Consider the following 20,715-nt stretch of genomic DNA (forward strand, 5'->3'; position numbering starts at 1 on the left):
TTAACTGTTAGATTACATGAAAACCCAATTAAAACTAAAATTAAGGCACTGGTTGCTGGGGGTGTTGAAGTTGATGCTTGTTCGGCTAAATGACAATGAGAAGGATTAAATTACTCAACATTATTTGAAATTAAAAAAAGATGATGAGATAAAAATTAAAGGCTCAGTATTTAATCAGTTAAATATAAAAACTAAACGCTATTTTTTGTCTTTTAGTGTAGATAGTTTTGAAATTATACAAAAAGCGATTAGAAAAAGAACAAATACAAATATTTAAAAATAGGAGGAAAAACAATGGCATTAAAAAATGTAAAATATGTTCTTATAAATGAAAATAATAAACCTATTAAAAATGAAGATGGTAGTTTAGATATTAAAACTGCTGAAATTATTTTAGAAAATACTGTTGAAGTTGAAGAATTTAATGCAAGTAATTTAGAAAATAGTAATCAACAAATCAACGAACTACAAACAAAAAATACTGAATTAACTTCACAAATTGAAGAACAAACAATTCAATTAAAACAAATTGAAGTAATTGATTTTATTAATTCTTTAACTGATAATGAAGATTTTAAAAATGTTTTATTAAAATCTTATGATATTACTGATGATATTGAAATAATTAAAACACAATTGCAAAGTGTTTATGATGAATTAATTAAGGTACAAACAGTTAATACTGGTGGCGTACCAAAATCAGAAAATAAAGAAAACAATATTTTAGATACAGACAATGTATTTAATAAATAAGAAAGAAGGTATAAAATTATGGCACAAAATCCACAAAGAATATTCGGCGATATTGTTAATCAAGCAACACAAAAAGATTGTGAATCATTTGACCAATGATATTTACAAACTTATCAACAAAAATTTAGCTGAGAGGCATTATTTGCGTGAAAAGAAGCAAATAAGTTTGGTTTAACATATAAAAGAAAGAAAAATATTAAATATAATGAAGGTATAGGAAAAGATGGAAAAGTATTTAATACTGATGACAGTCTTTTAAACTACACTGAAGTAAAGTTTGAAGATGGAACAGTTGAATTAGATACAATTTTAACTTTTGCTCGTAAATTAGACCCCGTAGAAAGTGATTTTAATCCAATCTTTGGGCGGCTGATATTGAGCAAGCAATGGATACTGAAGTTGCTTATAAACGCAATAAAATTTTAGAAATTATTAATAAAGGAACTGTTACAACTATTCAAGGACAAAAAGCAGATGATACAAATGCTTTACAAATTCATAATGAAATTATGGATAAAATATATGAAAACAGCTTTACTCCATCAGAAATAATTGTTTTAGGTTCGGCTGATTTTATTCGTGGAATTCGTAATAAATTACAGTTACAACTTGGAGCAAACGACCAAATAAATAGTGTAATCACAACAAGTGGAGCAATGAAAACTGTTGAAGGAACAACATACTATATGGTTCCTAAAAAATTACCAATTATTAATAAAGATGGTTCAGAAGGAACAATTGAATTATTACCAGATGGTGTTAATGCAATTGCCTTTAAGTTTAGCAAAAAATATGACCCTCTAGTAAAATTAATAAATTAGATAAACCAACTATTCATGTTGCAGACCCAACAAAAGCAACAGCCAAACAGTTAAAACCACAATTTAAAGATGTTGTTTTAAAAGCAGTAAAAGCAGTAAATAGTTCTTTAACTAAAAGTGATTTTGATTACTTTATTGAAAGTGCTGGTGTTGATTGACCAATAAATATTACAAATGATACCAAGGTTTTTGTCCAAATTAAAGGTAAAAACAACGCTACTTGTCAAACATCTCCGATTGATGTTAAAATTAAAAATTCTTAATAGTACTAAAAAATAGTACTTTTTAGTTTGATATATAGCCAATTGGAACATCTAAAACAGCCCTTATTTATGCTGTTTAAAAAATCCAACTAGATTGTCAATCCAACAACAAGAAAAAAATTTTGGTTTACAGTTATTAGAATTTTTAGGAATTCAAGTTTTAGCTCTTGGTTTATCAGTTTTAACTGGTGGTGTAGCATCCGCCGTTGGTCTTGATGCGGGATTATCTAATTTTGCCGCAGCATTTATCTCATTTGGAGTAGAAACAGCAACCGATTTTGCCGTAAATCAAATATATGATAAATTAACATCAGAAGTAACAGCAAAAAGTACCGCCTTAAATTTGTTACCAGCAATTGGTGGAATTGGTAAATTAACGCGTGCTGTTCGAACAACTAGAATTTTAAAATTAGCAAAAGAAACTAAACTACTTGAAAAATTAGGTGTAATAACTGCTAATAATTTAGAAGATGTTGTAAGGCAAGTTACAGGTAAAAAGATTTTATCTTCTAAATTAATATTTGATTTTACAAAGCAGGCTAATAATGAAACTTTATTATATACAATTGGAAAATTAGCCCAAAATGATTTTTATAAAGGTTTTAAAGTTTCTAATTAAGAAACAATTAATAATTTATTAAAAATTGAGAAAAATATTCAAAAAATAAGTCCTAAATTAGTTCAAAAAATACCATGCGTGAATGAAAAAAATGCTAATAAATGATTGTCTGAATATGGATTAAATATTGATAAAATAAGTAAAATTAATACTAATAAGTGATATAACATTATGACTAATCTTCATAAAAAAGGTGTTGGTAAAAATCTACTATTAAATGCTAATTTAATGAGGGGCAGTAAAATATATAATAATAAATTATTAAATATTTTTCATCAAACACCAATTAAATTAAATAAAATTTTAAATCATTTAAACTCAAATTTTTATATTCAAAAAGTAACTAAAAAATTATTAACCCCAATTGAAAAACAAATAATTACTATTAAACAAAAAGTAATTAGTAAAATTACTGATAAAACTAAAAAAATATTATCTAAATTTGAAACTAAGGCTATTAAAAAGGTCAATTATTACCTTTTGCTTATGGTTCTGATTTTTTTTAGCAGTTAAAATTGTTCCTTTATCAGTTGCGGGCGAAGTTGCTTTAACAATATATTATAAAAATCCTAAATATGTCCCTCTATTGTCGTTATGACAACTTTAATCAAAGCAGAACAGTTTGTTTTGGCTCTTGAACCGTTTAAATTCTATATGAACAGTGAGTGGTTTATTGGTTGGGGATTTAAAAAAACAAGTTTGTTTAATTTAGTTTCTTTTGCCCCACTTGTTTATCAGCAAGTAGCAAAATATAGTTTTAAAATATATCGGACAATTGCTAAGATATTAAAAATGCAAGAACAATTTAAAAATAACTTTAATAAATATAAATTGTTAAATACGCTAGAAGATAGTGCGGTTACTAGTTTGTTAGGTAATGGACTAGTATTTCAAGCATATAAACAACTCAGAACAAAACAAGATTTAAACAAAACAATTAAAACAAAAACATTACTAAATAGTAAAAAATTTATATTAAAGAAAATATATTCTAAAAAAAGAAAATGATAAGGAGATGATTAAATGTTAAATGAATTATTACAAAATATTACTTTGGAAAATTATAATAATTTTATTCCAATAACAGGTAAAATTACACAAGTTCCAGTTCGTTATAATAAGTTTTTAAAAGGTGATGTAGAATTATGATTTAAAACATTTGCTTTAAGAGCCCAAAATATGATTAATTCTTACTTAAACTATCCATTTTCAAAACTAAAGTTTGAAACATTTAAAGATCCATTATTAAAGAAAATTTGTATTAATATGGTGTTTATTACGATTGAGCATTGAGCATTTAACCGCATTCCAATTGAATTTTTTACTTCGGCAAATATGAGTGTTGGTGATATTAATTATTCATCGAAAAATGACCCTATGATTACTTGACAAGGTCTATTGCCTACCTATGCAAAATCATTGGCTAATTTAACAACTTTAAAGAAAATATTTCGTACTTTTTAAGAAGAAGGTATTGATTTAATAATGATTGATTTAGAAGCATATTATACTCAATTAGAAGTTGATGCTTTATTAGATAAACTTGTTATAGAAAAAATTAAAGATAAAAAACTTGCAAAAATAAAAGAAGAAATTTTAGATGAATTAAAAAAATCAATTGTTATAACAAAAGTTCCAGATTGAGAAATTGTTGATACTAGTGATTTTATAGTTGGTCAAACTGGATATAATATTCCTAATTTTGATAAAGAAAATTATATTTATAGAATTTGAGCCTCAGGAAAAAATATCAAAGGAGATTTAAAAAGTCAAGGGATGTTGTAAACAAGGCATAGTTTTAGACAAACAATAGGTGTTATATATAATCAAATAGGTGTTAATAGTGCATGTTTAGCATTATCTATTAATCCTGATGGATTGATTAATATTGGAGTTAATGGTCCAGCAACATTTAAACCTTTGGGATTTGTGTTTATTGAAAGAAAAAAGGTAAATTAGAAAGGAGATGTTATTATGCCAAAAGTAGAAGTTAAAGATGTAATTATGTTTTTGAAAATATTTGGAGTTTCATCATTGTTTTTTATTGCAGGAATTATTATTTGTTTTATAGGAGAAAAAACATTAGGTATTTCTTGACCAGCATATGTTATTGTTTCAGCAATACTTATCTGAGCTGGAATTATAGTTTTGATTATTGAAACAATTAGATTTATCAAAACACATAACAAACAACAAAAACAAGATAGTATTGAAGATGTTATTAAAAAAGAAGATACAAAATAAAGAGGTGTTATAAATGGGATTATTACCAGCAAAAAAGAAATTAAAAAAAGAATATGATATTGATAGTTATTATCTTAATTTAGCATCAACGATTACTAATCGTAAAAATGTTACTGTTCAAAAACATAATCAGATTTTAGAAAAAAGAATTTGTGAAGATAATGCTAATTTTTTAAATCCGCGAGATTTAGAAATTAGCATTTATAATCCACTTACTAATCAAAAAATAGATACTAAATTAATTAATAGCTTTTTAAAAATGCAGGACTTTGCCAATAAGAATTGATATAACGAATATAAAATTAATAAGAATGGTAAAGGTGCATATTTTATTTTTGCTAATAATTCAAAACTTAATTTTATTACTATTGATTTTTATAATGACCAATATGACGAATTAGGTAATTTAGTATCTTGTACTTTTGATTATGACCCTTATCTTTTGATTATGACCCTTATATTAAAAATGACCAGAGTGTTTTTATTATTGAAAAATTAGAAATTGATTATGTAACGAAACAAGTAAAAGTTATTAGAAAGTTAAAAACACGATTATACAGTACTATTACCGACTTATATATTGATAATGCTAAATGAAATAACTATACAACATTACAAAAAGAAGAAATATTACCACTTAATTTTATTCCAATTGAAATTATTCCTAATAACCCTAATTTCGAACCTTCTGCTCGTTATGGTAAACAATTTGCTAGTATTTTAGATATTATTGCTGAAAAGATAATGTTAGATCCTTTATTAAATAGTGGTAAATTTACTATTAATACTAATGGAGTTACTGGTGTGGTTGAGCAAGAAATTAGTAAAATGTTGGCTTCATTTATTGAAAATGACTTGTTATTAGTTGAAGGAGATCCTGATAGTAATTTTCAACCAGTAGACTATATTGCTGGTAATTTTAAAGGTGAGCAATTAACCAAAATATATGATTGATTATTAACTAATTACTATAAAATAAATCGCCATCATGTTCCCGCAATCGCCAAGGGAGCCCAACAAACACAAGCCGAAGTTGCGGGAGTTAATATTCAAACAAACGCATTATACGAACAAATGATATATATTTAGAGAAATTAAATCAACTGAATTTATTATTAAGTTAATTAAATATGATAATGCTATTTTGAACAGTAGAACATTCAATATTAAAAATATTAACGAGTTAATTGTTGATGTTCACTTACCAGTAAATGCCACTTTAAACAGACAATTAAAAAACAACGAAACTATTATCAATACGCCTATTGAAGAAGGAGAACAAGAATAATGTTAAAACCATCTGAAAAAATGTTAGCACAATTAGCAGAAAAAGATGAACCAATTGACTATTCAATTGATAGTATTCCATTAGATTTTGCTAGTCAATCGCAGTACAGCGACCCTGATTTAGAACAATTATTTACTGAAGACCGTGCTAGACCTTATATATTTATAAAATTAATAATCTTGTTAAGACAAAACAAAAACCAACCTTAAACTATTCTCAAAATAGCGTTAAAATAGGTTTTATTGACAAAGATGAATATATTAAAATAACTGGTTATGAAATTAGTGATTTTAATTTTAAATTACAAATTCAACAAAATACCACAGTCCAAGATAATAGCACAAGTTATGTAATGATTGATGAAAAAGATATTTTAATTAATGATATTTCAAAAAAAGACAAAGAATTTTTAGAATCCTATGACTTAAAAATAGTATCTATTAATGAACCAATTACTGAAGACAATAAAAATGAATGTTATATTATCGAAGAATATAAGCGTCCTTATTCACCTGATGGCATTGATATTATTAAATCTACCCACTTAGTTAAAATAACTAATTTTAAGTGAAAAAATCAGAATAGTATTCATTTAGTTTTACAAAAATCATTGCCAGAAGATACAGTATTTACTGGCATTGAAATTAAATACCCTAAATCAATGTTATTTGGAAATATTAAGTGTTGTGGTAATATCAATGGTGTTTATTCTTATCCATCATCAAATATTGAAAATGCTAGTTTAGTACCATTATTATCAATGCCAATTGAAACAAACCCTAATTTAAGAGTATTTCAATATTGATTTACCGAAAGTTTTTTACCATGAAGTATTGCAAAAAACTATATTCAAGGTAAAGATATTTTAGATTTAATAAATAAAAATGATTTAGATAAAGTTTTATTAAATTATTTAACATATCGTTATAATTATGACCGTAAATTTTAAGGAGCAAAATACGACGAAATCAAATGTATTAATTATTCATTGCCCGTAATGTTCAACTATTTCATTTAAATTCATTACGTTTTTTGGTGTAACAACATTTTCTTCAATTAAATATTTATCATATTCATTATTTTCATTAATTTTATAACCACTAAATAAAAACACCGTGTGGTCTTCACTACCATTAGCATAATCCACACCAATTGAATAACTATCAAATTGATACTGTTTTGTATTGGAATTATAAAAATCTTGTAAATTATACTCTTTAATATATTTACGATAATTTCGTAAAACATAAATACTGGGGTCATTATCGTTATATTCAAATCCGTAGTATTCAAGTTCAAATAAATCAGGTCGCTCTTGTTTGTTTGTTAAAACAAGTTTTTTAGTAATATCAGGTATTTTATTTCAAACAGCACCCATTGTTAATCGTAAATTAAAAATACCCAAATCATGCTGATATAATACCACTACCTTTGCCAACTTTTCCCATAATTTTATTACCATTAGCATAACCCGCAAAAGCAATTCTCACACCACTAGGAAAAACAATTTCGCCACACCTTCTTTAACATTTTTAGGTCAAACAATGCGATTTTCATTGTCGGGTCCTATATCAATCCCATATTTATCGTATAAATAATTACATACATTAATTGTATCGCCAAATGTAGTATCTTCATGGGTATTGGCATATCTTCGTAAAATGTTAGATGAAGCATCAGTAAAATTACAAGCAAAAAATAATTTTTCTGCTATGTGATTTCATGTCTTATTAGTACCACGCCCCGCTGAAACAAACTTAAAAAAAGTTGGTGAAGTAAAATATCGGGCATAACTATCACCAACAAAGTCTTTAAATACTTCTCAATCAAAACCAAAATTATAGTCACTAAAATTCAAATCATATTTTTTATTTAAATATTTATAACTAGTAATCCGTTTTTTGTTATTAATTTTAGTAAAATCCTGCATTTTTAAATAGCTTCCTTTTTTGATAAGATTATGTGAAGTATTGAGTATCATATTTTAAAATAATTTGTTTATATGAAAGGAAATTATAAAATGGAATTAAAACAAAATTTATTAGAAGATTATAAAAAAGATAAAATAATAGAAACAAACAATGAAACTAAAAATTTCTTGATTGAAAGAAATAAAGAGATATTTAAATTATATCAACAAGAACAAATATTACAAGGATATAAGATTATATCAAAATTGCCAAAAACAATTAAAACAGAATATGGAGATATTCCTATTAAAAGAAGATTATATGTTAAATATGATGAAGAAAAAAAGAAAATATAAATCGTTATCCTTTAGATAAAGAATTAGGTTTTAAAAAATACGAAAGAATTGAAATAAATTTAAAAAATAAATATATGTCTTTTATAGGTGATGGAAAAAGATATAAAGATATTTTACATACAACAGAGAACGCAAATATTAGTGAAAGAACAATATCTAATATTTTTAAAAATGCCGATTTAGAAGAAACCGATTACATTAGTAATAAAAATAACAATAAAATTAAAATTCCAAATAATGTTTTATATATTCAAATTGACGGAGCTTTTGAACCAATGCGAGAAAATAAAAAAAATTGAAAATAAAATATTTCTTGCGACTATGCATGTTGGTGTTGATCAAGAAAAGTCAACAAAAACCAGAATAAAAATGAAAAAGAAAAAAGGCGTTTTCAAATGATGAATAAAAATCATAAGAATAAAAATAATAAATCTAATATTGATAATTTTATTGATAAAATTTTTAAATCAATGGATACTTATGATATTAATTAAAATACTAAAATATTAATATTAAGTGATGGTGAAAAACAAATTAAAAAAATTTATAGAGCAGTAAAAGCAAAATATAAAAATAACACTGTATCATATAGTTTAGATAAATTTCATTTATCAAATAGATTTAAACAATTATTCCCAAATCGAAATAGAATCAAAATTCATAGAATAAAATATAAATTAGCAAAAATATATTTCTTTACTGGAAATTATAAATTATTATTAGATTTTTTAATATGTCATTTACCATATGTTAATGGTAATAAAAAAATATTTTTATTAGAAACCATTGAATTAATTAAAAGTAATGAAGAAGGTATTGTAAATCAATCATTAGAATATAATATTGGTTGTCATGTTGAGGGTGATGATGTATCGCATTATATTAAGGCTGTTAAAGGGCGTGGCGCAAAAATATATTGTAAAGAAACATTTATCAATATGTTAATTGCTTCTATGTTAAGACTTAATAATCAAATTAATGATGAGAAAGTTGATAAAACTAATAAAAATAAAGAAAAGATTGAATTTAATATATTTAATTTAAATCAATTTCAAAATCAATTTTTATCTTTATAAAAAAATAAAAACCTTTTTAAATTAGCAATAACTTTAAAAAGTATTTTTTAGTGTGTCAAAATTCATAAATTTATAAATTATTTTTTCAACTAAAAATTATATTTTAAAAAAAGTTGAATTTTTTATAAATTTTGTTATCATTTAGTCATAAGTGAAACTTAATTTGTTTCTAATTACTTAATTTTATTAAAAACCTAAGAATAATGAATACTATCCAATTAGTGCATTTATCTTATTTGGTATTTTTTCATATTATGAACAACATGATTTTAAATATTTTATTAAAAGAATCAATTACTTTAGTTTAATATTGCCAATTTTATATATTATATTTTCATGAACCAGACTAGTGATATATGTTGAATGTCATGGTTATGCTCCAACAGATGGAAGAATAATGTGATGAAATAGCTACAAAATTTTAAACCCCTATCTTCATCCAGTTTTAGCACCATTATTAGTACTCTTTTCAGGCATTGGAATTTATGGCGTTTCAACTTTAGTTAGTTATCTAGCATTATTTTCGTTAAGAACTAAAAAGAAACAAAAAAAGAAAAAAAGATTAACAATTGTTAATCTTTTTTTCTTTTTTATAATTCAATTAAAACTTTAATTCCTGGTCCCATTGTTGTTGTGATAGCAATATTTTTAATATATGCTCTCTTAACAGTCGCTGGTTTTGCCTTACGAATTGTTTCATAAATTACATCATAATTAGCTTTTAAATCTTCAACTTTAAATGATGCTTTTCCAATAATTGAATGAATGTTTCCATTTTTATCAACACGATATTCAACTTTTCCTTTTTTAACATCGCCAATTGCTTTAACAACATCTAGAGTAACTGTTCCTGTTTTAGGGTTCGGCATTAATCCTTTTGGCCCTAATAATTTTCCAATTTTTCCTAATTCTGCCATAATATCTGGTGTTGCGATAATAACATCATAATCAAATCAGTTTTCTTTTTGAATTTTTTCAATTAAATCTTTACCACCAACAAAATCAGCACCTGCTGCTTTAGCAGCAGCTTCCTTGCTATTTGTTAAAACTAAGATTCGTTGTGTTTTTCCTGTTCCTTTTGGTAACACAACAGCTCCACGAATTTGTTGGTCAGCATGACGTGGATCAACGTTTAAATTAAAGGCAACTTCAATGGTTGAGTCAAATTTTGTTGTTGCAGTTTGTTTTACTAATTCAATTGCTTCTGCAATTGGGTATACTTTATTTTTATCAACTAATTCAGCAACTTTATTATATTTTTTACCAAATTTTGCCATTCTTAGTTTTTCTTCTTCTTACTTGGCATACCTTGAACAACAATCCCCATATTACGAGCAGTTCCTTCAATAATATGCATTGCTGCTTCAACATCATTTGCGTTTAAATCAACAAGTTTATATTCCGCAATTTTGCGAACTTCATCAGCTGAAATTGTTGCTACCTTTTCATCTTTTGCCTTTGCTGATCCCTTTTGGATTTTTGCTGCTTTTTTTAATAAAATCGCTGCTGGTGTTGTTTTTAATTCAAATTTAAATGTCTTATCATCAAAAGCAGTAATAACAACTGGAACAACATCACCCATTCGTTCTTTTGTTGCATCATTAAACTGTGTACAAAATTGAGGCATATTAATTCCTAATGAAGCTAATTCTGGCCCTGGTTTTGCTTGTCCTGCTTGAAATTCTAATTTTGCAATTCTTGTAATTCTTGCCACGAGCAATTTCCTCCTTTTAATTAAATTCTCGCTGTGGTCCAAACGTAATGTTACCATTACTACCACATTTAAGCATATTCTAAATAATAGAATAAATGCCTAATTAATTATAACAATAAAAAAATAAAAAACAACTTTATTTTATTCAAGGGGTGAGTAAATTAAATACGGGTTTTTTCTTTTAAGGATTAATTATTGTTCCTAAATGAAACAATTCCCTCTTTATTTGTTAAATTTATATTAACACATTATTTTAATAAGACGACCCAAAAGTAATAAATTTTTAAATTTACCTTATTTTAATTATTTAAAAGTATAAAAATTCTTAATATTTTCTATTACATCAATTTTATTTATTTTTGCTAATTTTAAGTATAGTAAATTTTTATATGTTTTATATGCGTAGGCTTTTGCCCCATACCCCAAAGTTGATTTAAGAAATCAAGATATATCACTCTCAGCTGAAACACCAATGTTATATTCTAATTTTTGGTTTTTAATGCCTTTACTATGATTTTTAATATATCTAACTAATTCAGTTTTGTGATAAGAATTAGCAATTTTTAATAATTTATCATACTTACCATTAATAAACAAATTATAAAATTCATTATAAATATTTGTTTTTGTTTCGGTTTTTCTTCCTTTTAAAAAAGCTCTTTTTAATTCTTTCAAAAAATGAAATCGATCTAAAACATACTTAGCTCCTAAAAAAGAAGCTGTTTGTATAATTCAACCGTCACCATCACCACCAACAATAATTTTAAATTTTTCAGGTAAAATATAATATCTTTCTAATTCCATTAATATTCTTTGAACATAATCTTCGGTATTAATTTCACCTGTTTTTTGTTCTTTTAATATAACAAAACCTCTTTTATTTGCTAATACTTTTTTGTTATATTTACATTTTTTAAAATTAAAACCAGTATTAAATGTTGTAATCCGAGATCTAAAATCTTTAATTTGTTTATCTTCTTTTAATGAAACAAAACCTTCGTCCATAAAAATATAAAGACATGAATTTTATTCTAACTTAATCTTTTCAAATTCATTAAATAAATGACTACTAAAATATTCAATATCATATTTTCTAATAACATTTGAAATTGTCATTCTAGTTAAGTTTATGTTTGGAAAACAATGTAAAATATCTTTTTGTCTTTTTCCCTCAGATAATTCTAATATTTTTAATTCTAAATTTAAAGTTAATGTTTGATATTTTAAAACTCCTTTTTTTCATCTACAAATGCTTTGTTTTCTCATGAATTAGTTTCTTTATTTTATCTACGATAAATTCTTCGTAGATAAATTAATTCTCCTCATTCATCAACTATTTTTCTAGATCGTTTTTCTTTTACGAATCATCCATCTTTCTTATATTCTTTTTTAGAAAATATTTCATCATCAAGGTTTTTAATATCTTCTATAAATAAAATTTTACTTTCTTCATATTTATTAGCAAAAAAAAGAGTTAATAAAATTATCTTGTTCTTTATTTTATATGTTAAACTAAATTTACTTGCATCTTTTCAAGCAAATAAAGCTTCTCAACTTAATTTTTGTTGATAAGTTTGTAAATATCATTGTTCAAATGTTTCTCGGTCTCGTTTTGTTGCTTGATTAGCAATATCTCCAAAAATTCTTTGTGGGTTTTCTGCCATAATTTACTTCCTTCTTTCTATTTATTAAATACATTGTCAGTATCAATAATTTTATTTTCATCTGTTTTATTTGTTGGTACTCCACCAGTATTTACTGGTTTTAATTTCATTAAATCTTGATAATCAGATTTTAACTTAGCTTTAATTACAGCAACATCGTCTTTAATATCATAATTTGTATTGCTTAAAACTTTTCTAATTTCTTCATCAGAAGTTAATGAATCAATAAAATTTCAAATATCAATTCTTTTTAACTCTTCGGCTTGTTTTTCAGAAAGTGTAATTAATTCGCTAATTCTTTGTTCTTGTTCTGATTTTAGTTTTATAAGTTCTGCATTATGTGCATCTAATTCTTCTTGATTTGCAAAAACAAATTCTGCATTTTGAATAGCTAAACTACGATCATCATTTAAAATAGCTTGATTATTGTCATCAACTAAAACATATTTTACTGCCATTTTTTAAATTCCTCCTTTTTTCATTGATGATTGTATAATGCAAAAATAAAAAATGCAGAGCACAATCCGCATTTTTTATAAAAACTCCTGATTTAAAGAAGTTGTTTCATTTAGGGTGTAACATTACTGCTACTGTTAAATTATATATTATAAATTTATTAAATTTTAATATTTTGTATATGAAACTGTTTTTTTGTACGATAAACAACTTGATGAACATACTTTTTTTTAATTTCAAAAAGCGGATTATCTGGACTAACCTGATAATAATTAATTACTACATCTTCTACTGATTCATAAATACCAACTAAATCATCATTTATGTCATATATTGCATATACTAAATTTTTAGCTAATCCCATAAAATATCATTCTCATTAAAATTTATTGGTTCAGTATTATTTTTATTAGACTCTTTTTCTAGGTCATTTATTTGCCGTGAATATGCCGACTGATTACCTCTTGCTTGTTTCTCAATAAGTTCTTTTAATTCAGAACCTAAAATATGACAAGTAATAATTTTTTATTATTTTTAAAAATAAACTCTTCATACAATTGATTTGAATAAATACCTAATCTTGCCTAATTAGGAAATTTACCTGGTCAAATTAATTTTTTTGGCTGTAATCAGCTCGCACCATAAGTTTTTGGCGAAACGCAGTTTCTACAATTAAAAGTATCAAATTTTACATCTCGTATATAATTTTTATTCATATAAACATATACAAGTTTTTGACTATATTCAATTTTAAAAATCTCCAGTCTGTTGTTAATAAAGTGTTTTTAAACATGTTATCTAACATGTTATTGAACACATTATTTAACTAATTATTTAACTTGTTTATTAACATGTTGGTGTTAGTAGAAAAAATCATACTAAAAAAACATTTGTTAACTTTTTTGTTAATTTAACAAATTTAATTAAAAGTTTAATAAACAAGCTTGTTTTTAACAAATAAAAACGGATTTTCCCTTTTTGGAAAAACCCGTTTTTTACTCGCCCTTATTCAAAAATACTACATGTTGAAGCAATTGTACTAGTAATTCCAGCTGAAATAGCGCTAAAAAAGGCAATAGTAGCGGCAAGAGCGGGAAATAATAACGAAAGACCTGCTGAAATTCCTAAAACACTAGCAATTAAAAACCCATAATTACTACAATCTGTTAACACATTAAAATTGTTATTAGAATGCGAACAATTACGTATTAAATCTAAATTATCTTGATATTTTTTTATTTGTTGTTTTAATTGATTAATTTCTTGCTCAATATCTGATTTTCAATAATAAATTTTTTTAACTGCAATTGAATTTTAATTATGTTAATAATATTAGTAAACTCTCGTAAATAAGTTTTTAAAGTTTCGATAGTATTAAATACTCAAAGAATTTCAGCATTATAATCAAGCTTAGGAATAACTGTATCAATTAAGAATTTAACATTATCTGAAAATTGTCTAAAATCATTTACTCAATTTTGTATTTCTTGATTTTCTAAAATTGTCTTTATTTTTTGAGATAAATTATCTTCGGTATTAAAAATTACTTTTGCTGTTAAAGCATCCTCATTTTGTCTAGTCGTAAAGCTTTTAAATCTAACAAATGCTCAATAATGTTCATTTGAATAATCATAGTTATTTATTGGAATTTCTATCTTTAAAGTAAAATTAGCATATCTTGGATATTTTTTTGGTAAGTTTTCAAAAATAGATTGTTTATTATTGTGCCTAATAACACCAAGATTAACATTATTTATCATTGCTATATAATTCTTCATTTCTTCTTCTAACTTAATTTGTCTTCTTCTATCTCGTTCTTGTTGTATTCTGTCACGTTCTTCTCGAATGTCATATTGTATAGCACCTATCAAAGGCATTACCGCTTCATTAAGAAAAATAAAAGTTAATAAACTAAATATTTTTTTCATATTTTCTTTTCTCCTTACTCATTATTTAATTCAAATAATATTATGTGACTATTAAACTAATAGGTTTTCTTATCTTGATAATTGTTATTATATCATATAGTGTTTACATAACATTTAATGTAATTTATACATAATTTGGTCTTTCATATATTATTACTTAATTGTTAATATACTATAAATTCCAAGCATTTTGTTATCTAATTTATAAATTTAAATTAAATAACAAAAAAAATAAGAAAGTTGTTTAATTTCTTTATTTTTTAAATTATTAAATATCTTCTTTATAAATATTTATGTCATTTAAAAAATATGAAAACTTTTTACTGTAAACAATAATGCTTTTGAATTATATTAAATTATATATAAAAAATTATAAAAAGAGGAAAAATGACAACTAATAACATAACTTCATATGAATACAATAATGAAAAAGAAAGAACTAATTCTAAAATAGAAAATAATAGTGCTTGTTTGTCAGATTTATGTAAAATTGTAGCAATTTTGGACATAATAAGTGTTGGAGCTTTGATAGTTGTTAACTTCTTAAAGTTAATTTTAAAATATAGTAGCGGTGAGTTTTATTTATGCCAACGAAAACAATAGATAAAAACAATTATTAATTAAAAAATATTGTTAATTTTAAATAAATATGATAATGTAAATATTGTAAGTGATTTTGGAAATGTAATATTTTCAAAATAAATGGCTTAATTAATAATTAAATCTAATAAGGAAATTTTAATATGGAATTTACATCAGAAATGAAAAACCATCTAAAAAAATATATAAATCATTTAAAAAAGGTCTTAATTCTTTTTTTACAACACTTGGCTTTAATAAAAAAGAATTTGAAAAAATGGCAAGTTCTACTTGCAAAAATGTAACAAAAAATTGAAAACAAATGGGAATTAATGAAAATGTAATAAATGAATGAAGTTCAATTGCTACAGATGCTTCAAGAGAAGAGAAAAAACATCAAATTTCTTTACCCCAAACAGGACAAGCAGAATTACAAAAGATGATTGATAAAAATGGTAGACTTGTGCCAATCCAATCACACATATCAACAAATAACATTAACAGTCCTGCGACAAAAATTAATCCAATTCCTAAACCACAAAGAATAAAAGATATTCAAAAAATTTATACAGAATTTAATCAAACCGAACAAAATCAAGAACTTGAACAAGAAAAATAGAACAATGATTTTGTTCTTTTTGTTTTATTACTATAAAGTTTATTTATAAATAAAAAAATGATATTAAAATAATTTTAATATCATTTCTTAATAGCATTAAATTTTTACTCGTGAACAAAAATCCATCCTAATGCTCCAACTCCAATAAAAAGATTAGGAATCGCCCCTAAATACGTTCAGGGTGATTGATAATCTGCTTTTGCAAAAAATCCAACTAAGAAAATTAATGCTAAACCAGTAATGGCAAGTGCTCATAATAATGATCAAAAGCCTGGTTTAACTGATAGCGGAACTAAAATATACAAAATTCCTAAAAGCAATAAAACTGGTCAACTTGTGTCTCATCCGTAAATTGAAGTTTTTGTTGGAACGCCAGCAGCGAATAAAATGCCAATAATAATAATTCAAGCTGGCTAATAAACATTAAAATTTTTGGTCATGTTAATGTCTTAATAATTTCATCTCCTTCCAAGATAATTATAAATAATTATACAATAAAATTATGAAATTATTTTGGCATTTTTATAACCTTTATATATTAAAAGAATTTCAATTTCGCGATGTTAAATATGTCAAAACAACAGTCACACGAAAAGTATTATTAATTGCAGGAATTAATTGTGGTGAAATATATTGGGCCTTATTTTCACCAATGATTTTAAAATAAAAATCTCAGTGGGATAATCGGTATTTTATTTTATTAAAACTATTATTTATTCAATCTTCTTGATAATTTAGATCTATTCGAAATACACTTTGAGCCTTAGTTTTTGACACTCTAATTGAACCTTTACTAACAAGGCTTAATGGAATATTCATTCCCACTTGAATTTTATTTTCAGTGCTACTTCAAACTCCATATATTGCCTTCTGGATTTCCGTCTGCAATAAAACATCCCAAGGGTTAGAATTTCATCAAACAAATTTTTTCCATCCACTTCTTGCACTAGATGAGAATCACTAATTGTTCCTCATTGTTCAAACTCTTTTTAAAATCGATCATTTAGTTGCTTCATATTTTTACTATTTTTAAGATCTTTTCATTTATCTTGTGCCATTATTGTATAACCATTAACAGGGGTATTTTGCGTCAAAAAGGAATTAGAAATATAAACATTATCATCATAAGTTTTTGTAAATGTTATTGGCTCATAAAGATGTGTTACATCTTGCATATAAGCAGTATCACCAAACTGTAATTTTTGCATTACTTCATCAAGACTTACAACATTTTTAAAATAAAGATAAATATGTGCTTTTTGATTAAGATCTAACCAATCTTTTTGTTGGAAGGTACTTGATGCAGTTGGTAAATAATAATTATTATAACCAACTGCAAATTCTTCATTTTCCTCTGTCTTCATTTGATAAATTCAATTTGGATCACAATAGGAAAGCGATTGACCAACATTTTTACAAGAAATTGTTGTTAATGTTGGTGAAAAAATAAATATAGAACTTAGGAATAGTAATAATATTTTTTTCATTTTCTTATTTTTTTCTAGCAAATTAACAATGGACAATTTAATTCTAGTTGCAGTAAATTAAAAAACATTCCCCAACATGTTTTTTATATAACAATCACTAAATTATTTATTTACAAAATAATTACATGACTCACACCCAGGAGTTATATAATAAGACTAATTAAATTTAGAAAGGTCTACTGGCTTAATTTCATCCTACTAACCGCCTTCCCAAAAGTTTTCCTTTCAGTGGCTAATGTGGCTTTCGTCAATATCACAGTTGCTGGGACAGCTCAAGATTCGCACTCAATTCCCTAACTCTAAATAACTATTTATTAAATTGTCTAAAATTATCATACCACATTTTTTTAGTTATCTTTATAATAATTAATAACAAAAATAAAAAAAAGTAAAACTTCAACTTAAACTAACTAGCGAAGGTAGTCAAATATTATGTAAATCAGAAAAATATGTTAAATTAGGATATAAATTAGAGTCTAAAATTCACGCAAGAACATTTCAAAAACAAGCACTACCCATAATTGATGATGGATAACTTAACAGCAACAAGTAACCAATTAATAAAAAAATAAAATTGCTACCACTAAAATAACCTTCAAATCATTTAATAAAATGCAATTAAAATACCAATTAAAGATGCTAAAAAAGAACTTAATATAATTGTTTAAAATAATGCAAGTCAATTAATTCATTCAATATGAATTCCTTCACCATAACTAAAAAAAGAAATTAAAAATAACCAAAGTGAACCAATTAAACTAGTAATTAAATTAATGGCAGCAATTAAAACTAAAATTAATTGATAAATTGAAGCTTTTAATAAATGCAATTGACGTGCAAAAGTAGTTTTTCGAAATTCATAAAAAGCAATTGCTAAATCAAGAATACCACTAAGAGAACCCCCACTAATAAAATTGACCCTGGTAACGATAAATAACTAGCATTACTATTAAACATATTAGTCACACGAATGCTAATAAAATATAAAATAACTGGTAAAACAAATGTTACTAAATAAGTATGTCATGATGTAAATCAATATTTACTAACAACACGTAATAATGGTAAGTTCATTCTGACTCCTTAATTTTTAAGCACTAATAATATTTTCTATTTTAACATCGTGTTCTTCAACTGGCAAAGGGGTTGGCACTAACTGTTCAATAAATGTTAACCCAATCACAAGATGATAATAATTTTTTAAAAACCGATCATAATAGCCTTTCCCATATCCTAACCGAAAATTGTTTTGATCAAAAGCAACGATTGGAACAACAAGAACATCAATTTTTTCTGCATCAATTATTGACAATGAATTTAATGGTTCATAAAGACCAAAACGTGAATTAAATTCTAAATCAGTTGTTAAATTGGTAATATGATAAAATTTTAAATTATTACCATCCATTCGTGGTAATAAAACATTAATTTTTAATGCAAATAATTGTTTAATAATAAAAATAGTATTAACTTCATTTTTGATTGAATAATAAAGAGCAATTGTTTTACTATTTTGTACACCCGAATGTTGAAAAAAAGTATTAAAAATCTGAGTTTCTTTTTGCTGTCGTAACTCAGATGAAATCTTGCTTCTTACAAGCAATTTTTCTTGTCGAATTTCTTGTTTAGCACGAATTATCATTAACCAACACTACCTTCCATATCCATTTTAATTAACTTATTTAAGTCAACTGCATATTCCATTGGTAATTCTCTTGTAAATGGTTCTAAAAATCCCATAATAATCATTTCCAAAGCTTCTTGTTCTGATAAACCGCAACTTTGTAAATAAAATAATTGTTCCTCAGAAACTTTACTTACTGTTGTTTCATGCTCAATTTGTGATTCATTATTATAAACTTTATTCTGAGGAATTGTATCGGAATGTGATTTTCCATCTAGAATTAGAGTATCACATTCAATCCTAGCTTTTGAATACTGTGCTTTTGGTCCAATATGAACTAACTCACGATAGTTTGCTGTCCCACCATTAAAAGTCATTGATTTAGAAATAATTTTAGAAGAAGTATTTTTTTCCAAATGAATCATTTTTGAACCAGCATCTTGAATAACATTTTCCTTTGCTACCGCAATTGAAATACATTGTCCTTTACTATTATTTCCTTTTAAAATAACACTCGGATACTTCATATTAATTTTTGATTCAATATTACCATCAATTCATTCCATTTGACCATTTTCATCAACAATGCTACGCTTTGTTACTAAATTTAAAACATTATCACTCCAGTTTTGAACAGTTGTATAACGCATTTTTTTGCATTTTTTTCCACAAAAATTTCAACAATAGCAGCATGTAAAGAATCATCAGAATAAATTTGTGCTGTGCATCCTTCAATATAGTGTAATTCTGCATCATCATCAACAATAATTAATGTGCGTTCAAACTAACCACTATTCTGATAATTAATCCGGAAATAAGCCTGCAATGTTTTTTCTAATTTAACTCCCTTTGGGACATAAATAAATGATCCACCTGATCAAACACCTCCATTTAAAGCAGCATATTTATTATCTGTATTTGGTACTAATGTTCCAAAATATTTTTTAAATAATGCTGGATGTTGACGTAATGCGGTATCACAATATAAAAAAATAATTCCTTTTTCTTCAACTTCTTTTAACATACTTCCATAAACTGGCTCACTATCATATTGAGCTTTAATTCCAGCTAAATATTCACATTCGGCTTCTGGTAAACCTAACCGGTCAAAGGTTTTTTTAATTTTTTCAGGAACCTCATCTCATTTTGTTGCAATATGTTCTGTTGGTTTAATATAATAAATATATTCATTAAAACCTTTACCAGTATTATAGTAAGAAATATCTCCATCATTAAAACCATATTTATAACTAGAAATTTCTTTAATTTCTTTTTCTTGCTTTAATTTTGGCATTAATAAGACCTCCTTTGGCA

General features: G+C 25.1%; 35 protein-coding genes, 1 pseudogene and 1 riboswitch. Of the genes and pseudogenes, 20 read left to right on the forward strand and 16 right to left on the reverse strand.

Annotated elements, in window-relative coordinates; all coding sequences use genetic code 4:
• Positions 1-124: 124 nt before the first annotated feature.
• The 15 genes from ACZ91P_RS14395 (at position 125) to ACZ91P_RS14465 (ending at position 6,937) form a co-directional block, all read left to right on the forward strand.
• Positions 125-277 (forward strand): hypothetical protein, encoded by a 153-nt coding sequence (locus tag ACZ91P_RS14395; RefSeq protein ID WP_465157035.1) that lies wholly within the window; start codon positions 125-127, stop codon positions 275-277.
• A gap of 17 nt (positions 278-294) precedes the next feature.
• Positions 295-753 carry a hypothetical protein gene (locus ACZ91P_RS14400; RefSeq protein ID WP_465157036.1) on the forward strand — a complete coding sequence of 153 codons (459 nt, stop codon included), beginning with the start codon at positions 295-297 and terminating at the stop codon, positions 751-753.
• An 18-nt stretch (positions 754-771) separates the two neighbouring features.
• A complete protein-coding gene (locus ACZ91P_RS14405; protein ID WP_465157037.1) occupies positions 772-1,179 on the forward strand; it encodes a hypothetical protein in 408 nt (135 codons plus the stop codon).
• Positions 1,140-1,574, forward strand: coding sequence for a hypothetical protein (locus ACZ91P_RS14410; RefSeq protein ID WP_465157038.1), 435 nt, complete (start codon positions 1,140-1,142; stop codon positions 1,572-1,574). Before ACZ91P_RS14405 ends, ACZ91P_RS14410 begins: the two co-directional genes overlap by 40 nt.
• 357 nt (positions 1,575-1,931) lie before the next feature.
• Positions 1,932-2,456, forward strand: coding sequence for a hypothetical protein (locus ACZ91P_RS14415; protein ID WP_465157039.1), 525 nt, complete (start codon positions 1,932-1,934; stop codon positions 2,454-2,456).
• Positions 2,457-2,534: 78 nt separating this feature from the next.
• A complete protein-coding gene (locus tag ACZ91P_RS14420; protein ID WP_465157040.1) occupies positions 2,535-2,969 on the forward strand; it encodes a hypothetical protein in 435 nt (144 codons plus the stop codon).
• A gap of 81 nt (positions 2,970-3,050) precedes the next feature.
• Positions 3,051-3,467 (forward strand): hypothetical protein, encoded by a 417-nt coding sequence (locus ACZ91P_RS14425; RefSeq protein WP_465157041.1) that lies wholly within the window; start codon positions 3,051-3,053, stop codon positions 3,465-3,467.
• Positions 3,468-3,479: 12 nt separating this feature from the next.
• Positions 3,480-3,920: a hypothetical protein gene (locus ACZ91P_RS14430; protein WP_465157042.1), complete on the forward strand. Its 441-nt coding sequence runs from the start codon at positions 3,480-3,482 to the stop codon at positions 3,918-3,920.
• A 21-nt stretch (positions 3,921-3,941) separates the two neighbouring features.
• Positions 3,942-4,241, forward strand: coding sequence for a hypothetical protein (locus ACZ91P_RS14435; protein ID WP_465157043.1), 300 nt, complete (start codon positions 3,942-3,944; stop codon positions 4,239-4,241).
• 189 nt (positions 4,242-4,430) lie between these two features.
• Positions 4,431-4,700 (forward strand): hypothetical protein, encoded by a 270-nt coding sequence (locus tag ACZ91P_RS14440; RefSeq protein WP_465157044.1) that lies wholly within the window; start codon positions 4,431-4,433, stop codon positions 4,698-4,700.
• 13 nt (positions 4,701-4,713) lie between these two features.
• Positions 4,714-5,199: a hypothetical protein gene (locus ACZ91P_RS14445; RefSeq protein WP_465157045.1), complete on the forward strand. Its 486-nt coding sequence runs from the start codon at positions 4,714-4,716 to the stop codon at positions 5,197-5,199.
• Positions 5,115-5,789, forward strand: a complete 675-nt coding sequence (locus tag ACZ91P_RS14450; RefSeq protein WP_465157046.1) for a hypothetical protein — start codon at positions 5,115-5,117, stop codon at positions 5,787-5,789. Before ACZ91P_RS14445 ends, ACZ91P_RS14450 begins: the two co-directional genes overlap by 85 nt.
• A gap of 55 nt (positions 5,790-5,844) precedes the next feature.
• The gene (locus ACZ91P_RS14455; protein ID WP_465157047.1) at positions 5,845-5,988 is read left to right on the forward strand and encodes a hypothetical protein; all 144 of its coding nucleotides are present in this window, start codon (positions 5,845-5,847) and stop codon (positions 5,986-5,988) included.
• A complete protein-coding gene (locus ACZ91P_RS14460; RefSeq protein ID WP_465157048.1) occupies positions 5,988-6,197 on the forward strand; it encodes a hypothetical protein in 210 nt (69 codons plus the stop codon). Before ACZ91P_RS14455 ends, ACZ91P_RS14460 begins: the two co-directional genes overlap by 1 nt.
• Positions 6,198-6,340: 143 nt before the next feature.
• On the forward strand, positions 6,341-6,937 hold the full coding sequence (locus ACZ91P_RS14465; protein WP_465157049.1) for a hypothetical protein: 597 nt from the start codon (positions 6,341-6,343) through the stop codon (positions 6,935-6,937).
• On the opposite strand, the gene ACZ91P_RS14470 is transcribed toward ACZ91P_RS14465, so the two are convergent.
• Positions 6,902-7,918 (reverse strand): hypothetical protein, encoded by a 1,017-nt coding sequence (locus ACZ91P_RS14470; RefSeq protein ID WP_465157050.1) that lies wholly within the window; start codon positions 7,916-7,918, stop codon positions 6,902-6,904. The genes ACZ91P_RS14465 and ACZ91P_RS14470 overlap by 36 nt on opposite strands.
• Positions 7,919-8,008: 90 nt before the next feature.
• Between ACZ91P_RS14470 and ACZ91P_RS14475 the strand changes: the two genes are divergently transcribed.
• The 3 genes from ACZ91P_RS14475 (at position 8,009) to ACZ91P_RS14485 (ending at position 9,330) form a co-directional block, all read left to right on the forward strand.
• Positions 8,009-8,254, forward strand: a complete 246-nt coding sequence (locus tag ACZ91P_RS14475) for a hypothetical protein (protein WP_465157051.1) — start codon at positions 8,009-8,011, stop codon at positions 8,252-8,254.
• 74 nt (positions 8,255-8,328) lie between these two features.
• Positions 8,329-8,559 carry a hypothetical protein gene (locus ACZ91P_RS14480; RefSeq protein ID WP_465157052.1) on the forward strand — a complete coding sequence of 77 codons (231 nt, stop codon included), beginning with the start codon at positions 8,329-8,331 and terminating at the stop codon, positions 8,557-8,559.
• Between the two features lie 633 nt (positions 8,560-9,192).
• Positions 9,193-9,330 (forward strand): hypothetical protein, encoded by a 138-nt coding sequence (locus ACZ91P_RS14485; RefSeq protein ID WP_465157053.1) that lies wholly within the window; start codon positions 9,193-9,195, stop codon positions 9,328-9,330.
• Positions 9,331-9,920: 590 nt separating this feature from the next.
• Here ACZ91P_RS14485 and rplA read toward each other — a convergent pair.
• The 9 genes from rplA to ACZ91P_RS14530 all read right to left on the reverse strand — a co-directional run bounded on the left by rplA (position 9,921) and on the right by ACZ91P_RS14530 (position 15,092).
• Positions 9,921-10,607 carry a 50S ribosomal protein L1 gene (rplA, locus tag ACZ91P_RS14490; RefSeq protein WP_465157054.1) on the reverse strand — a complete coding sequence of 229 codons (687 nt, stop codon included), beginning with the start codon at positions 10,605-10,607 and terminating at the stop codon, positions 9,921-9,923.
• A 2-nt stretch (positions 10,608-10,609) separates the two neighbouring features.
• On the reverse strand, positions 10,610-11,101 hold the full coding sequence (gene rplK, locus ACZ91P_RS14495) for a 50S ribosomal protein L11 (protein ID WP_465157055.1): 492 nt from the start codon (positions 11,099-11,101) through the stop codon (positions 10,610-10,612).
• Between the two features lie 246 nt (positions 11,102-11,347).
• Positions 11,348-12,055 (reverse strand): UPF0236 family transposase-like protein, encoded by a 708-nt coding sequence (locus tag ACZ91P_RS14500; protein WP_465159014.1) that lies wholly within the window; start codon positions 12,053-12,055, stop codon positions 11,348-11,350.
• A 15-nt stretch (positions 12,056-12,070) separates the two neighbouring features.
• On the reverse strand, positions 12,071-12,310 hold the full coding sequence (locus tag ACZ91P_RS14505) for a hypothetical protein (RefSeq protein WP_465157056.1): 240 nt from the start codon (positions 12,308-12,310) through the stop codon (positions 12,071-12,073).
• Positions 12,311-12,327: 17 nt separating this feature from the next.
• Complete coding sequence (locus tag ACZ91P_RS14510; RefSeq protein ID WP_465157057.1) at positions 12,328-12,708, reverse strand: hypothetical protein; 381 nt, start codon at positions 12,706-12,708, stop codon at positions 12,328-12,330.
• Positions 12,709-12,725: 17 nt separating this feature from the next.
• Positions 12,726-13,166 (reverse strand): hypothetical protein, encoded by a 441-nt coding sequence (locus ACZ91P_RS14515; RefSeq protein ID WP_465157058.1) that lies wholly within the window; start codon positions 13,164-13,166, stop codon positions 12,726-12,728.
• Positions 13,167-13,324: 158 nt separating this feature from the next.
• Positions 13,325-13,528 (reverse strand): hypothetical protein, encoded by a 204-nt coding sequence (locus ACZ91P_RS14520; RefSeq protein ID WP_465157060.1) that lies wholly within the window; start codon positions 13,526-13,528, stop codon positions 13,325-13,327.
• Positions 13,529-14,169: 641 nt separating this feature from the next.
• Complete coding sequence (locus tag ACZ91P_RS14525; RefSeq protein ID WP_465157061.1) at positions 14,170-14,337, reverse strand: hypothetical protein; 168 nt, start codon at positions 14,335-14,337, stop codon at positions 14,170-14,172.
• Positions 14,338-14,411: 74 nt separating this feature from the next.
• Positions 14,412-15,092 (reverse strand): hypothetical protein, encoded by a 681-nt coding sequence (locus tag ACZ91P_RS14530; protein WP_465157062.1) that lies wholly within the window; start codon positions 15,090-15,092, stop codon positions 14,412-14,414.
• Positions 15,093-15,479: 387 nt separating this feature from the next.
• Between ACZ91P_RS14530 and ACZ91P_RS14535 the strand changes: the two genes are divergently transcribed.
• Together ACZ91P_RS14535 and ACZ91P_RS14540 are read left to right on the forward strand one after the other, a co-directional pair.
• Positions 15,480-15,695: a hypothetical protein gene (locus ACZ91P_RS14535; RefSeq protein WP_465157063.1), complete on the forward strand. Its 216-nt coding sequence runs from the start codon at positions 15,480-15,482 to the stop codon at positions 15,693-15,695.
• A 253-nt stretch (positions 15,696-15,948) separates the two neighbouring features.
• Entirely contained in the window at positions 15,949-16,290 is a 342-nt protein-coding gene (locus ACZ91P_RS14540; RefSeq protein ID WP_465157064.1) for a hypothetical protein, read from the forward strand.
• 531 nt (positions 16,291-16,821) lie between these two features.
• Here ACZ91P_RS14540 and ACZ91P_RS14545 read toward each other — a convergent pair.
• From ACZ91P_RS14545 to sufB, 6 genes and pseudogenes are all read right to left on the reverse strand, one after another.
• Positions 16,822-17,109, reverse strand: a complete 288-nt coding sequence (locus tag ACZ91P_RS14545; protein WP_465157065.1) for a hypothetical protein — start codon at positions 17,107-17,109, stop codon at positions 16,822-16,824.
• Positions 17,110-17,279: 170 nt separating this feature from the next.
• Entirely contained in the window at positions 17,280-17,777 is a 498-nt protein-coding gene (locus ACZ91P_RS14550) for a hypothetical protein (protein WP_465157066.1), read from the reverse strand.
• Positions 17,778-17,929: 152 nt separating this feature from the next.
• Positions 17,930-18,119: riboswitch (cobalamin riboswitch) on the reverse strand.
• A 322-nt stretch (positions 18,120-18,441) separates the two neighbouring features.
• Positions 18,442-18,606: a hypothetical protein gene (locus tag ACZ91P_RS14555; RefSeq protein WP_465157067.1), complete on the reverse strand. Its 165-nt coding sequence runs from the start codon at positions 18,604-18,606 to the stop codon at positions 18,442-18,444.
• 44 nt (positions 18,607-18,650) lie between these two features.
• On the reverse strand, positions 18,651-18,851 hold the full coding sequence (locus tag ACZ91P_RS14560) for a hypothetical protein (RefSeq protein ID WP_465157068.1): 201 nt from the start codon (positions 18,849-18,851) through the stop codon (positions 18,651-18,653).
• A 16-nt stretch (positions 18,852-18,867) separates the two neighbouring features.
• Positions 18,868-19,419 carry a 5-formyltetrahydrofolate cyclo-ligase gene (locus ACZ91P_RS14565; protein WP_465157069.1) on the reverse strand — a complete coding sequence of 184 codons (552 nt, stop codon included), beginning with the start codon at positions 19,417-19,419 and terminating at the stop codon, positions 18,868-18,870.
• Positions 19,419-20,695 (reverse strand): annotated as a pseudogene (gene sufB, locus ACZ91P_RS14570) (Fe-S cluster assembly protein SufB). The gene ACZ91P_RS14565 and the pseudogene sufB overlap by 1 nt, the downstream one beginning before the upstream one ends.
• Positions 20,696-20,715: the final 20 nt, after the last annotated feature.

This window comes from Spiroplasma endosymbiont of Halictus nicosiae, assembly GCF_978018445.1.